Source organism: Paraburkholderia sp. IMGN_8, from assembly GCF_038050405.1.
Classification (GTDB): domain Bacteria; phylum Pseudomonadota; class Gammaproteobacteria; order Burkholderiales; family Burkholderiaceae; genus Paraburkholderia.
In genome coordinates, this window is sequence record NZ_CP150900.1 from 802,830 (window position 1) to 815,946 (window position 13,117).

Sequence of the window (13,117 nt, forward strand, 5' to 3'; positions counted from 1 at the left end):
GGCGTTTTAATACCCGGAAGTGTCAACCATGTCCCCGCACACCTGTCAGCTATGTCCCCGGTCTATACACGGCGGCAAAGAAAGTAAGTGCCTGCCCCGCACAGGGGCGACGCTAATAAACCACTAAGAAAACAAGGAAAGACCAACACCGCAGGCACACAGACACAAGCGCCACGCAGGCAAAGAGACTAAAGAAAAGACCAACGCCGCAGGGCGTACAACCATACCGCCGCTAAAGGCAAAAACTACTTCCTGAGCTCCGCGACAAAATCATAGTAATCATTCCGACAGTAAGTATCGGTCAACTCAATCGCCCGCTGATCAGCGGTATAACCGATGCGGGTTATCAACAACAACGCCTCGTTAGGGGCAATACTCATTTGCTGTGCGATTTCCTCACTCGCATTCACCGCGCGGAAATGCTGCAGCGCACGGACAATCGACAACCCGCGATTCTCCAGATACGTATACAAAGAGTCACCAATCGCCTGCGGATCAGGAATAACCGCCGCAGGAAAGGTGGAATTCTCCACAGCCATCACAATGCCGTCAGCCAACCGCAAGCGTCGCAGCCTGGTCACAGCCGCCGCAGGCGATAACCCAAGCTGAATCACCTCGTCCCGGTTAGCCGGCAGAATCTCTCGCGATAGCCACTTGGAGCTCGGCGTGAAACCGCGCCGCCGCAACATCTCGCTAAAACTCGACAGCCGCGACAGCGGATCTTCATAGCGCGGTGTGATGAAACTCCCCGCACCCTGAGTGCGGCGGATCAAACCCTGCTCGACCAGCAAAGCAATCGCCTTGCGCGACGTGATCCGCGAGACGCCCAGCGCCTCGGATAGCACGCGCTCCGATGGCAGCGCCTCGCCAGCGTTCCAACGGTTCTCGTGAATCGCATTGCCGAGCTTGCGAGCAAGTTGCAAATATAGCGGCGTGTCGTTTTCCGGGTCCGGGCGCAGGTCGCGCCAGCGGTCTTCCGAGGCAGAGGTCATGGGGCTCACGCAAGAAGGGCAAGCGGCAATTCTATGACATCGGCGCGCTCCGTTATAGCGGGCTTTTGCCTGGTGGCCGATCCAATGCTCATTCAACAGCTAAACTCGTCACTAAAGTTTCCACTGAAATGGGCGGCGCACGCGCGTCACCGCACCGTCAGCCACCTCAAGGAGAAAGCATGACGACCGATATCGCCACCGTGAGCTTGCCTGACGGCGAACGCATTCCGAAACTGGGGCAGGGCACGTGGGAGATGGGCGAGCAGCCTGCGCGGCGCGCCGCCGAAATCGCCGCGTTGCGCTGCGGCATCGAATTGGGTATGACGCTGATCGATTCGGCGGAGATGTACGGCGATGGCGCCACCGAATCGCTCGTCGGCGAAGCGCTCAGCGGCCTGCGCGATCAGGTGTTTCTCGTCAGCAAGGTGTATCCGCATAACGCCAGCCGGCGCGGCGTGATCGCGGCCTGCGAACAGAGTCTCAAGCGTTTGAAAACGGATCGGCTCGATCTGTACCTGTTGCACTGGCCCGGCTCGGTGCCGCTCGCGGAAACTGTCGAGGGCTTCGAGGCGCTGCGCCGTGCGGGCAAGATCCGGCATTGGGGCGTGAGCAACTTCGATACCGACGATATGGAAGAACTCGTGGCGACGCCGGGCGGCGAAGCTTGTGCGACCAATCAGATGCTCTACAACGTCGCGCGCCGCGGGCCGGAATTCGACTTGTTGCCGTGGCTCGCCGCACGCCATATGCCGGCGATGGCGTACAGCCCGGTCGATCATGCACGCCTGCCGAAGCGCTCGCCGCTCGACGACATTGCCGACGCGCGCGGCGTCTCGGTGTTTCAGGTGGCGCTCGCGTGGGTCTTGCAGCAACCCGGCGTGTTCGCGATTCCGAAGGCGGCCCGCATCGAGCACGTGCGCGACAACCATCGCGCGTCGCAACTGCAACTCGGCGCCGATGAACACGCCGCCATCGACGCGTACTTCAAACCACCGCGCAGCAAGCGTCCATTGGAAATGCTGTAAGCCGAGCGGCGGCCGTCATCGAAACGCAGGCGGCCATTTGCGGCGCCTCGACTCGTTGTGCCAGCGTCAGTTGCAGCCGTGGTGCATGTGCACGGAACCTAGTACGGCGACCTCCGCGGGGGTGTGCTTGAGCGAATCTTCGTTGACCTGGGCGGCATCGGCGACGAACTCATCGACGATCGACGACACCTGCGTGCTGCGCAGACACAGCGACACCCGTTGCGTTTCGTTAGCCGGCAGCGACGCGCGCTGTCCGAGGAACAGCACGCCGTACTGATAGCCGTGGATGATGCCGCGAATCGCGCCGACGCATTGGCCCTGCGCGACATTGTCGTTTTTCTGCTTGCAAGTCTGCGCGAGCGAGTAGGCGGAGAAGGTCGGATCGACCGGCGGCGCGGCTTGCGACAGCGTTTGAGGCCGCATTTGCGCCGATGTTTGCGCATGAGCGAGCGATGCGAGGCCGAGGGCGGCGACCATTAGCAGGCCGGCTGCTGCTGTGCGCGCTGCGGAGTGGGGGAGGTTTCGTTGCATGTTGTAGGGCCCTCATATCGAACGTTGAACTTGATATGAGGCAATCGCCGCGGTTTGGTTCCAGCCGCGCCACGCAGCGATCGATTGTTTTGCTCTTAAGCGCGCGAGAGAGGTGATGGGTTGCCGTTCTAGCCGGCTTCCCTGTGCCGCTGTTCGCTGGCGAACACGACCGGTCTCGGGCGGTGACGCTCGACCGGGGGATCGAGACATCACCGCCGATGCCGGCGGGCTGCAGCCAGAATGCCGGAGTGTGTCATGAGCGACGGGTAGGGCGCGGGGCCGCCCTACCTGTGGAACGAATGACTGCTAGTGTCCGTTCCCGCCGCCATTGCCACCACCGTTACCACTGCCGCCCTTGCCTCCGTGACCGCCGCCGAAGCCTCCGCCAAAGCCCCCGCCAAAACCGCCACCGAAGCCGCCGCCAAACCCACCACCGAAGCCACCACCAAACCCACCGCCCTTCCCACCGCCGTTAGCGCCACCGCCGCAACCGCAGCCACCGTTTCCGCCGCCGCTGCTTCCGCCGCCGCTGCTTCCGCCGCCGCTGCTTCCGCCGCCGCTGCTTCCGCCGCCGCTGCTTCCGCCGCCGCTGCTTCCGCCGCCGCTGCTTCCGCCGCCGCTGCTTCCGCCGCCGCTGCTTCCGCCGCCGCTGCTTCCGCCGCCGCTGCTTCCGCCGCCGCTGCTTCCGCCGCTGCTTCCGCCGCCGCTGCTTCCGCCGCCGCTGCTTCCGCCGCCGCTGCTTCCGCCGCCGCTGCTTCCGCCGCCGCTGCTTCCGCCGCCGCTGCTTCCGCCGCCGCTGCTTCCGCCGCCGCTGCTTCCGCCGCCGCTGCTTCCGCCGCCGCTGCTTCCGCCGCCGCTGCTTCCGCCGCCGCTGCTTCCGCCGCCGCTGCTTCCGCCGCCGCTGCTTCCGCCGCCGCTGCTTCCGCCGCCGCTGCTTCCGCCGCCGCTGCTTCCGCCGCCGCTGCTTCCGCCGCCGCTGCTTCCACCGCCGCTGTTTCCGCCACCACCGCCCTTACCGCCCTTACCGCCGCCGGAGTTTCCGCTACTCGAGCCTGCCGCGCCGCCAGCACCATTGCCGCTCGCGCCCGCGCTACTGTTGCCCGAACTCGCCGCCCCGTTGCTGCCGCTCCCGCCGGCACGCTGCCCACATGCGGCGTTGTTCGGGCCGGTGCAGTCGCGCGGCTGAAAGACGGTGGCCGCATCGTCCGCAGCGGCTATTTCACCGGGCGCTACACCGGCGGCCACTGCGCCCGCCGCCGACCCGTCGTCCTGCCCGAGCTGTGTCGCACCAAGCGCACCGCTGGCGGGCAGCGGCGCCTCGGCAAGCACAATCCACTTGGGGATCACATCGGTAGAAGCCGAATGCGCAACCTGGGTCATCAGCAAAGCCACGCCGGCCACAATCGCTGCACCCCGTACAACTCTGCAGTAGTACTGATTGAATGATTTGTTTTTCATCACATCTCTCCCCGAGGGAACACAGGCGCCTCGTTGCCACCATCTCTCACGCTGGTTTATCAGCGGCGGGCCTGTCTGGGCGCGGGCCTCGTCGCCCCCCTCGAGTTTGTTGCGCAGATGCCGGTACAACACCCTCACTGTCTTCCCGGCTGTGTAGCCGGTGCGCCTATATGCGCTTCAGCGGTTTCGCGTCGATGCGCACAATCGTGCCTCGCCGCGCGGATGAGCATGTGGCAGCCGCGTTCCCGATTCCTTGGTCTTCAGTGTCTGGACCCACACTTAGCGATATCCATGCCATTGCCCGCGGAGCCTTGCGGCATGTGGCACTGGAGAGGGCGATCCGATGCGCGCGGGAAAAAAACGCAAGAAAACGTTTCGGCGATGAAACGAGCAGTAAGAAAGGCGCGTTATTCGTTGCGCGCGGCGTTTTCCGGCGCCTGGCCGGTGGCCTTGCCGTCGTCGTCGAGGATGACCGATTGCAGCACGCGCAATTCATCGACGGGGATATGGCAGCGGATCCGATGAACGGCCGGCCGGCCAGCGTCATGGGCGTCGACATCGGCTTCGCGGAACGGCGGATCTTGCTGCTCGCAGATCGCCCCGAGCTTGCGCGGGCAACGCGTATGGAACACGCAGCCGGACGGCGGCGATGCCGGGCTCGGCAGATCGCCCGATAAGCGTATGCGTGCTTTGCTGTCGTGGGCGTCGAGCGTCGGTACCGACGATAAAAGCGCTTCGGTATAAGGATGATGCGGTCCGTCGAACACGGCGGCGGCAGGCCCGATTTCCAGCAGCCTGCCGAGGTACAGCACCGCGATGCGATCCGACAGATAGCGCACCACATTCAGATCGTGAGAGATGAATACGTAGCTCACGCCGCGCTCGCGTTGCAGATCGGCGAGCAGGTTCAGAATCGCGGCTTGCACGGAGACGTCGAGCGCGGAAGTCGGTTCGTCGCAGACCACCACGCGCGGTTCGCCGGCGAACGCACGCGCAATCGCCACACGCTGCTTGAGTCCGCCTGACAGTTGCCGCGTGCGCGAGCCGAGATAGCGTTCGGGCAAACGTACGGCGGCCGTCAACGTGGCGAGCCGCTCGTCGATAGCAGGGCCGCGCAACGCGGTGAGGCGCGAGAGCGCGCGGCCGATCAGCCGCTTCACCGAATGCGCGCGATTGAGCGCCGAGTCCGGATTCTGGAACACGATTTGTAGCGACTTGACCTGCTCATCGTTGCGGCGCGTGACGCGTGCAGCGAGTTGCGCGCCGTCGAGTTCGAGCACACTGCCTGCATCCGGTGCAAGCAGGCCGAGCATCAGTTTGGCGAGCGTCGTCTTGCCGCTGCCCGATTCGCCGACAAGGCCGAGCGTCTCGCCGCTCGCGAGATCGATCGAGACATCGTCGACGGCGCGCAGCGGTGCGCCGGAAACGTGGAAGGTCTTCGAGAGTTTTTCCGCGCGAAGCACGAGGCCAGCGCGCTCGCCTTCATGGGCCGTATTTTGCTGCGGCACTGCTTCCGGCGTCGCGCGCGGCAGTTCGTTCGCGTGTTCGTGGTGATGGCAACGCGACATCCGATCGCCGTGCGCGGCGCTCACCCGATAGGGTGGCGGCGCTTCGCGGCGGCAACGGTCGTCGGCGAGGCGGCAACGGTCCGCGTAGATGCAGCCTTGGGTGGCCGAGCCGGGCAAGGGCAGGTGACCCGCGATCGTATCGAGCCGTTCGGTGTCCTTGCTGCGCCCGGCAGTGGGCAGACAGCGCAGCAGTCCAACCGTATAAGGGTGGCGTGGCCGCGCGAACACATCCTGGGTCGCGCCCTCTTCGACCAGCTTGCCCGCGTACAGCACGCCGACGCGCTCGCACATGCGCCCGATCACCGCGAGGTTGTGGCTGATGAACAGTACGGCGGTGCCGAGTTCTTCGCGCAGTTGCGCGACGAGGTCGAGCACTTCGGCTTCGACCGTGGCGTCGAGGCCGGTGGTCGGTTCATCGAGAATCAGCAGCGCCGGGTTCGACGCGAGCGCCATCGCGATCACCACGCGCTGCTGCATGCCGCCCGACAGCTGATGCGGATAACTGTCCATCACGCGCTCCGGCGCGGCGATGCGCACACGCTTGAGTATCTCGAGCGTGCGCTGCACGGCGTCCTCACGTGAAACGCCGGCGGCTTCGAATGCCTCGGTCACTTGCCGCGCGATCGTCAGTGACGGATTTAACGCGCGGCCCGGATCCTGGTAGACGATCGAAATCGCGTTCGCGCGCATCGTGCGCAACGCATCGGCGTCGAGCTTCTGCACGTCCTGACCGGCGATGATGATCTTGCCGGCCTTCACCTTGCCGTTGCGCGGCAAATAGCGCAGCGCCGCCATCGCCACCGTCGATTTGCCGCAACCGGATTCGCCGACGAGGCCATACGCTTCGCCACGCCGTACGCGAAACGATACGTCTTGCAGCACTTCGCGATCGCGTCCGCGGATCCGGTACGTGACCGTCAGACCGACGACGGTCAACGCATCCGTGCGATCGCTCTTCGATACATCGAAGGCGGGAAACGAAGCGGGCGGCGGGCCGTTCATCGGTCGAGGACTCCTTGCACGCTGTCGGCGATCAGATTGACACCGACCACCAGCGTGGCAATCGCGCCGGCCGAGAACACGACCGTCCACCATGCGCCGCCCGCCATCAGCGTGTACGACTCGGACAGCGCGAGCCCCCAGTCGGCGGAAGGCGGTTGAATGCCGAAGCCGAGAAACGACAGCGTGGCGACCGCGAAGATCGCGTAACCGAGGCGCACGGTCGCCTCGACGATGATCGGCGGCAGCACGTTCGGCAAGATCTCGGCGAACATGATGTACGGCGGGCGTTCGCCGCGCAGTTGCGCGGCGGCGACGTAGTCCAGATGCCGTTCGGCGAACACAGCGGCGCGTACCGTACGCGCGGTGATCGGCGTGAAGGTGATGCCGATCACGAGGATCACCGTGAAGTTCGAGGCGCCGACCGCGGCCAGCGCGAGCAGCGCGACAATCACGAGCGGCAGCGCGAGCACGGCGTCGATCGCGCGGCCGACCACGTTATCGACCCAGCCCTCGAAGTAGCCGACGATCAATCCCAATGCGGTGCCCGCCAGCGTGCCGAGCAAGGTCGCCAGCGGCGCGATCGTCAGAATGTCGCGTGCGCCGACGATCACCCGCGAGAACACGTCGCGGCCGAGTTGGTCGGTACCGAACCAGTGCGTGCGGTCGGGCGGCATCAGCGAGTTGAGCGGATCGGACGCATACGGATCGATCCGCACGAACCATGGCCCGGCGATCGCGCAGACGATCCACCACGCGACGATCAGCACACCGATCACGAAAGTAGGCGAACACAGCAGTACGCGCAACTGGTCGAAGCGCGGTTCAGTAGCCGGATGTGGAGTAGGCGGCGCGGCCGGCGGAACGATGGTGCTCATTCGGCGCTCCTCACCCGCAGCCGCGGATTGAGCAGCACATGCAGCGCATCGGCGACGAGATTGGCGACGGTGTAGATCACGCCGACCGTCAGCACGCCTGCTTCGAGCATCGGAAAGTCTTTGGCCTTCGCGGCGTTGTAGATCAGCGAGCCGATGCCTTGATAGTGGAACAGTGTCTCGACGACCACGAGTCCGCCGATCATGTAGCCGAACTGGGTGGCGGCGACGGTGATGGTCGGCAGCAGCGCATTGCGCAATACGTGCCGCCAGATCACGGTACGGCGCGGCAAGCCCTTGAGGATCGCGGTACGCGTGTAGTCGGCATCGAGTGCTTCAACGGTGCCCGCGCGCGCCATTCGTGCGATGTAGCCGAAGAACACCAGCACCAGCGGCAGCACCGGCAGAATCAGATACCGCAGCTGTTCGAGCGCGTTCGCTTCGGGCGGATACGACGCTTCGATCGGCAGCCAGCGCAGCCAGACGCCGAACACCAGAATCAGCACGATCGACGAGACGAACTCCGGCACCACGGTTGCCGACAAACCGGTAATGCTGATCGTGCGATCGAGCCAACGGCCCGCATGCATGGCCGACCACACGCCACCCGCAATGCCGAGCGGCACGACGACGATAAACGCGAGCAGACCGAGCTTCGCCGAATGCGCCATGGCGTCGGCGATAAACGGTCCGACCGGCTCGCGGTACGCATACGAGAGCCCCATATCGCCACGCACGAAATGCGTGATCCACTCGATGTATTGCGTCAGCAGCGGCCGGTCCGCGCCGAGTTGATGATTGAGCGCGGCCACCGCGCGTGCATCGGCAAGCGGCCCCAGTACCGCGCGGCCGATATCGCCGGGCAACAACTGGCCGCCAGCGAACACGATTACTGACAGCAGCCACAGCGTGATTAACGACAAGCCCACGCGCGTCGCCAGAAAACGCACGACACGCCCCGCGTTGCCGCTCGCATTGCCACCCGAGGCGTGAGGTGCGGAAGGGGTCACCGTGGTCGACATCGTGATCTCCTGCCGAAGCGCAGTGCGCTCACGCGCTCAGCACCGCGCGGTCGAAATAGAGTTGCGCGAGCGCGGTGAAGCGCACGCCGTTCACGCCCTTGCGCATCGCGATCAACTGATCGTAGAAGAACGGAATGATCAAGGGCGTTTCATCGAGGAGCAACGTCTGGATCTGTCCGGAGAGCTTCTTCTGCGAACCGAGGTCGACCGCTGCAACGAATTGCGCGACCAGTTGATCGTATTGCGGGTTCTTGAAGTGCGCGGCGTTCCACGTGCCGTTGCTCGTGAGCGGCGCATTCAGAAACACGTTCGGCACGCCGCGATGGCCGTAGTCGGTGATGCCGAGCGGCGAGTCGAGCCAATCCGATTTGCCCGGCGTGCCCGCGCCGTAATACAGCGACTGGCTCTCGACCTTCAGATTGATACGCACGCCGATCGCCTTCGCCGCGTTCTGCACGACAACGGCAAGGTCGGGAATCTCCATGTACTTTTCGGTCGTGAGCGTCACGTCGAAACCGTTCGGCACGCCCGCTTGCGCAAGCAACTGCCTGGCCTTCGCGATGTCGATCCTGCGTTGCGCAACGCCCGCATCCGACGACGGAAACACTGGCGCAAACGGGCTGTCGTTGCCGAGTTGCGCACGGCCCTTGAACAGGCCACGCACCAGCACGTCGCGATCGAGCGACAACGCCAGCGCCTGGCGCACGCGCTTGTCTTTGAACAGCGGATTGTCGTTGCGCATATGGATCTGCCGATGCGCGCTCGACTTCACGCCGACTGCCTTGAAGTCGGGATTGTTCAGGATACCGGCGCCGCCCTGCACGGTGAAGGTGCCCATCACGTCGGCCTGGTGGCCCTGCAGCGCGAGCATCTGGGCCTGTTCGTCGGCGTAGAACGAGAACTGTACGCGCTGCGGTAACGCTTTGTCGCCCCAGTAGTCGGGGTTGCGCACGAAGGACGCGCCGACTTTCGCCTGATACTTTTCGAGCTTGAACGGACCGGTGCCGATAAAGCTCTTTTCATAGCCACCTGCATAGTTCGCGGGCAGGATCACGGCGTTGTAATTGTCGGAGGAAACGTAATACGGGAAGTTGCCGTTCGGGGCATCGAGATGGAACGCCACGGTCTGGTCATCGACCACTTTCGCGCCGCCTTTCGACAGCACGCCCTTGAGGACCGAGAGCGCCGCCGAACCGCTGGCCGGATCGGCGAGACGATCGAAGGTGGCCACCACGTCTTTCGCCGTGAACAGCTGGCCGTCGTGGAACTTGACGTTCGGGCGCAGCTTGAAGGTCCATACGTCGCCCTTGTCGTTCGGCTTCCACGACAGCGCCAGCGCGGGCTTCAGCATGAGGCGCTCGCCGTCGTCGTCGATCAGGAATTCGCCGGTTTGATTCAGCAGCGCGAGACTTGCTGCGTCGGTGACGGTCAGCGGATCGACCGCGCCGGCAGGCGTCAGATGGGCGACGCGGATCGTCGCGCTAGACGGGCTCTGTGCGCCTTGCGCACGCGCTTGCGGCGCGTTCAGGATGCCGCCGCCAACCAGCGACAAACCGATCACGCTCGCGTAGCGCAGCAGGTCGCGGCGCGTAATGCGGCCCGCGAGGAATTCGTCGATGGCATGGCTGCCGTAGGGGTCGGCGGTGCGGCGGGCTGTGTCGAGTTGGGGAAATCGGTCCGCGGGAGTCTTCATCGATGGAGTGTCCAGTCCGTTCTGCTGTCGGTTCTGAAGGGCCGCGCCGGATGCACGCGACAGGGCGATGTTATTGCTATGGCAAAAAGCGCAACGACGGAAAGCGGTTTCAGTGTAAGCGATTGCCCGCGAATCCGGAGCACCTGCGAGGGCGTCAGGGTCACGTTTGGCGGATAAAAGGGTCGGTGTGTGTCGTGACGGCAACGCTCGTTGGAGCCGCCGTGCAGCGTACCGCGCGCGACACCTGACGTGACTGATGCCGCAGCGCGGGAATCGCTGCTGCCGTGCCATCCTTACCGAAAGCCTGCCTGAAGCAAGTTGGATCTACCGTGCCGCCGTAGCGGGGCGGCGCCAGCGATGGAACAGCACCGAGCCGATCCAGCACGCCATGAACGTCGCGACGATGCCATAACCGAGCACGCCGAGGCGCTCGTTGAGGCTCGCTGCCGCATCCCATATGCCGCCGTTCAAACCGAGTTTGTCCGACAGCAGACCCAATGCTTCGACGCCGCCGATCACGATCGCCACCACCGCCGATACGAACGTGATGCTCGCGTTGTAGTAGAGCTTGCGTTTCGGGTCGTCCATCGCCCAGCCGTACGCGTGGACCATCAACACGTTGTCGGTTGAATCGACCAGCGTCATGCCGGCTGTGAAGAGCGCCGGAAACACAAGAATCGAATACAGCGGCAGACCTTTGCCCGCTTCGGCCGCGGCGATCGCCAGCAGGCCGATCTCGGTCGCGGTGTCGAAGCCGAGTCCGAACAGCACGCCGACCGGGTACATGTGCCAGCTTTTTGTCACGAGCCGGAACATCGGCCGCAATGCACGCGACAGCAAACCGGCGGGCGCGATGGTGTCCGTCGTTTCAGCGGTCAGTTCGCCGCCGCGTTGGACGTGACGGTAACGGCGCCATACGTCGCGCAGAATCACGAGGTTCACGCATGCCAGCGCCAGCAGAAAGACCGCCGATACGATTGTGCCGATGGTGCCGCCGACTGCCTTGAAGGTTTCGAAGCGGCCGTGCAGCGAATGCGCGGTCCACGCAATGCCGATCGTCGCCGCGATCACGATCGACGAGTGACCCAGCGAGAACGACAGGCCGACGCCGAGCGGGCGTTTACCTGCTTGCATCAGCTTGCGCGTGACGGCGTCGATCGCTGCGATGTGGTCTGCATCGACCGCGTGACGCAGCCCGAAACCATACGCGAGCAGCGCGGTGCCGAGCAGCAGCGGATAGTGCCGAAACGCGATCAGCGCCCCCGCCCACGCGCCGAGATTGGCGGCGATCAGGACGGCATACAGCGTGATGAGGCGAGGGCGTAGCGAAGCGGTCGGCGTCATGAGTCGCGGCGGTAAGGATTAGTGATCGTGCGGATGCTTGTGAATCGGATCGACCCAGTAGACCGTTTCCGGCGCTTCGACCGCGTCGATGTTCAGATTCACCACCACCGCCTCGTTGTCGCTGCGCACCAGCACGCATTCGAGCGGATCGTCGGTGCTCGCATTGATTTCCTGATGCGGCACGTAGGGCGGCACGAAAATGAAGTCGCCCGGACCGGCTTCGGCGGTGAACTCGAGATGCTCGCCCCAGCGCATGCGTGCCTGGCCGCGCACCACGTAGATCACGCTTTCGAGCGCGCCGTGATGATGGGCGCCGGTCTTCGCATTTGGGTGGATCATCACGGTGCCGGCCCAGAGTTTTTGCGCGCCGACCCGCGCCGCGTTGATCGCGGCCGCGCGGTTCATACCCGGTGTCTGCGCAGTGTTGCTGTCGAGCTGGTCGCCTTTGATGACCTTGACGCCGTGCTCGCGCCAGTCGATGGACGCCGACGGTTGCTCGTCACGGTAATGCGGGTGTTCGTGCTCCTGGCTCATAGTGTGTCTCCTCGTGGGCGTGAATCCGGGCGATAAGCGCGGCGCCGTCTGACATTTTTGCACGTTCAAAAACGCGTGTGTGACTTGCCGATGTGCGCGCCCACGCTTCCGAACCAACCCGCACATCTCGTTGCTTCTCTTTTCGCCACCCACTTTTCGGACTTTTCCGATAGGGATGCCGCGTGTCCCGTTGCACGCTGATGCCCTGTCAATTTCAGGGGTGTAACAACAATGAACAAGGTCAAACGGTTGTCTTGCGGTGTGTTCCTATTTATGGCTTGCGCTACGTTCAATGCTTCGGCCGAACCCAGCCACGAATGGACCTACAGCGGCGAACACGGCCCTGATCACTGGGGCGAAATCAGCAAAGACTTTCACGCTTGCGAAAGTGGCCGCGCCGAATCGCCGATCGATATCAGAGGTGCGAAGAAGGCGCCCGCCGATATGCCCAGGCTGAAAATCAACTACCAGCCCCTTCCCATCGACATCACCAATACCGGGCACTCTGTGCAGTTCAACGCGGCACCGGGCACGGATAGCGTCTCGCTCGGCGATCACCCATACCAACTGGTCCAGTTCCACTTCCATGCACCGGGTGAAGAACGCTTCGCCGGCAAAGCAAGCGTGATGGATGCTCACTTCGTTCACCATTCCGACGGCGGCAAACTTCTTGTACTAGCCGTTCAGTTCAAACTCGGGGCGCAACCCAATCCGGTGATTCGGGCCATGCTGGATCGCATCCCCCGTGAGAAGGGCGCCGAACTGATGGCTAAGGGCGTCATGATCAACCCGCTCGACCTGCTGCCCAGGAACACCGGCTACTACACTTACAGCGGCTCCCTGACCACGCCGCCTTGCTCGGAAGGTGTGACGTGGATCGAGTTCAAAGAACCCATTACTATCACCCAGCAGCAGCTCGACGCGATGGAGGGTTTCTATCACGGCAATCAACGTCCCGTGCAAGCGCTTAACGGGCGCGATATCTGGGAAGTGAACTGATTCGCCGGCGCCAGGAAATCACTTAAATCCACGGCATTCACGCCGCGATGAAAAAAAGCCCGTCCACAAAGGACGGG

At 64.0% G+C, this 13,117-nt stretch carries 11 protein-coding genes; 2 read left to right on the plus strand and 9 right to left on the minus strand.

Annotated elements, in window-relative coordinates; all coding sequences use genetic code 11:
* Window positions 1-245: 245 nt before the first annotated feature.
* Window positions 246-992: a GntR family transcriptional regulator gene (locus tag WN982_RS03885; RefSeq protein ID WP_341314475.1), complete on the minus strand. Its 747-nt coding sequence runs from the start codon at window positions 990-992 to the stop codon at window positions 246-248.
* A gap of 179 nt (window positions 993-1,171) precedes the next feature.
* Between WN982_RS03885 and WN982_RS03890 the strand changes: the two genes are divergently transcribed.
* A complete protein-coding gene (locus tag WN982_RS03890; RefSeq protein ID WP_341314476.1) occupies window positions 1,172-2,017 on the plus strand; it encodes an aldo/keto reductase in 846 nt (281 codons plus the stop codon).
* A gap of 66 nt (window positions 2,018-2,083) precedes the next feature.
* Here the strand turns inward: WN982_RS03890 and WN982_RS03895 are convergent, their stop codons facing one another.
* The 8 genes from WN982_RS03895 to WN982_RS03930 form a co-directional block, all read right to left on the minus strand.
* On the minus strand, window positions 2,084-2,548 hold the full coding sequence (locus tag WN982_RS03895; protein ID WP_341314477.1) for a hypothetical protein: 465 nt from the start codon (window positions 2,546-2,548) through the stop codon (window positions 2,084-2,086).
* Between the two features lie 284 nt (window positions 2,549-2,832).
* Window positions 2,833-3,555 (minus strand): hypothetical protein, encoded by a 723-nt coding sequence (locus WN982_RS03900; protein ID WP_341314478.1) that lies wholly within the window; start codon window positions 3,553-3,555, stop codon window positions 2,833-2,835.
* Window positions 3,556-4,413: 858 nt separating this feature from the next.
* A complete protein-coding gene (locus tag WN982_RS03905; RefSeq protein ID WP_341314479.1) occupies window positions 4,414-6,576 on the minus strand; it encodes an ABC transporter ATP-binding protein in 2,163 nt (720 codons plus the stop codon).
* On the minus strand, window positions 6,573-7,451 hold the full coding sequence (locus WN982_RS03910) for an ABC transporter permease (protein WP_341314480.1): 879 nt from the start codon (window positions 7,449-7,451) through the stop codon (window positions 6,573-6,575). Before WN982_RS03910 ends, WN982_RS03905 begins: the two co-directional genes overlap by 4 nt.
* Window positions 7,448-8,470, minus strand: a complete 1,023-nt coding sequence (locus tag WN982_RS03915; RefSeq protein ID WP_341314481.1) for an ABC transporter permease — start codon at window positions 8,468-8,470, stop codon at window positions 7,448-7,450. Before WN982_RS03915 ends, WN982_RS03910 begins: the two co-directional genes overlap by 4 nt.
* 28 nt (window positions 8,471-8,498) lie before the next feature.
* Entirely contained in the window at window positions 8,499-10,163 is a 1,665-nt protein-coding gene (locus WN982_RS03920; RefSeq protein ID WP_341314482.1) for an ABC transporter substrate-binding protein, read from the minus strand.
* 324 nt (window positions 10,164-10,487) lie between these two features.
* On the minus strand, window positions 10,488-11,507 hold the full coding sequence (locus WN982_RS03925; protein WP_341314483.1) for a HoxN/HupN/NixA family nickel/cobalt transporter: 1,020 nt from the start codon (window positions 11,505-11,507) through the stop codon (window positions 10,488-10,490).
* A gap of 18 nt (window positions 11,508-11,525) precedes the next feature.
* Window positions 11,526-12,041 carry a cupin domain-containing protein gene (locus WN982_RS03930; RefSeq protein WP_341314484.1) on the minus strand — a complete coding sequence of 172 codons (516 nt, stop codon included), beginning with the start codon at window positions 12,039-12,041 and terminating at the stop codon, window positions 11,526-11,528.
* A gap of 231 nt (window positions 12,042-12,272) precedes the next feature.
* Here WN982_RS03930 and WN982_RS03935 point away from each other — a divergent pair, with 231 nt between their 5' ends.
* Window positions 12,273-13,040: a carbonic anhydrase family protein gene (locus WN982_RS03935; RefSeq protein ID WP_341314485.1), complete on the plus strand. Its 768-nt coding sequence runs from the start codon at window positions 12,273-12,275 to the stop codon at window positions 13,038-13,040.
* Window positions 13,041-13,117: the final 77 nt, after the last annotated feature.

Excerpts from the sequence above, each read along its gene's own strand:
- WN982_RS03925 (WP_341314483.1), bottom strand. The coding sequence starts at position 11,507 with ATGACGCCGACCGCTTCGCTACGCCCTCGCCTCATCACGCTGTATGCC.
- WN982_RS03930 (WP_341314484.1), bottom strand. The coding sequence starts at position 12,041 with ATGAGCCAGGAGCACGAACACCCGCATTACCGTGACGAGCAACCGTCG.
- WN982_RS03915 (WP_341314481.1), bottom strand. The coding sequence starts at position 8,470 with ATGTCGACCACGGTGACCCCTTCCGCACCTCACGCCTCGGGTGGCAAT.
- WN982_RS03910 (WP_341314480.1), bottom strand. The coding sequence starts at position 7,451 with ATGAGCACCATCGTTCCGCCGGCCGCGCCGCCTACTCCACATCCGGCT.
- WN982_RS03920 (WP_341314482.1), bottom strand. The coding sequence starts at position 10,163 with ATGAAGACTCCCGCGGACCGATTTCCCCAACTCGACACAGCCCGCCGC.
- WN982_RS03905 (WP_341314479.1), bottom strand. The coding sequence starts at position 6,576 with ATGAACGGCCCGCCGCCCGCTTCGTTTCCCGCCTTCGATGTATCGAAG.
- WN982_RS03890 (WP_341314476.1), top strand. The coding sequence starts at position 1,172 with ATGACGACCGATATCGCCACCGTGAGCTTGCCTGACGGCGAACGCATT.
- WN982_RS03895 (WP_341314477.1), bottom strand. The coding sequence starts at position 2,548 with ATGCAACGAAACCTCCCCCACTCCGCAGCGCGCACAGCAGCAGCCGGC.
- WN982_RS03935 (WP_341314485.1), top strand. The coding sequence starts at position 12,273 with ATGAACAAGGTCAAACGGTTGTCTTGCGGTGTGTTCCTATTTATGGCT.
- WN982_RS03885 (WP_341314475.1), bottom strand. The coding sequence starts at position 992 with ATGACCTCTGCCTCGGAAGACCGCTGGCGCGACCTGCGCCCGGACCCG.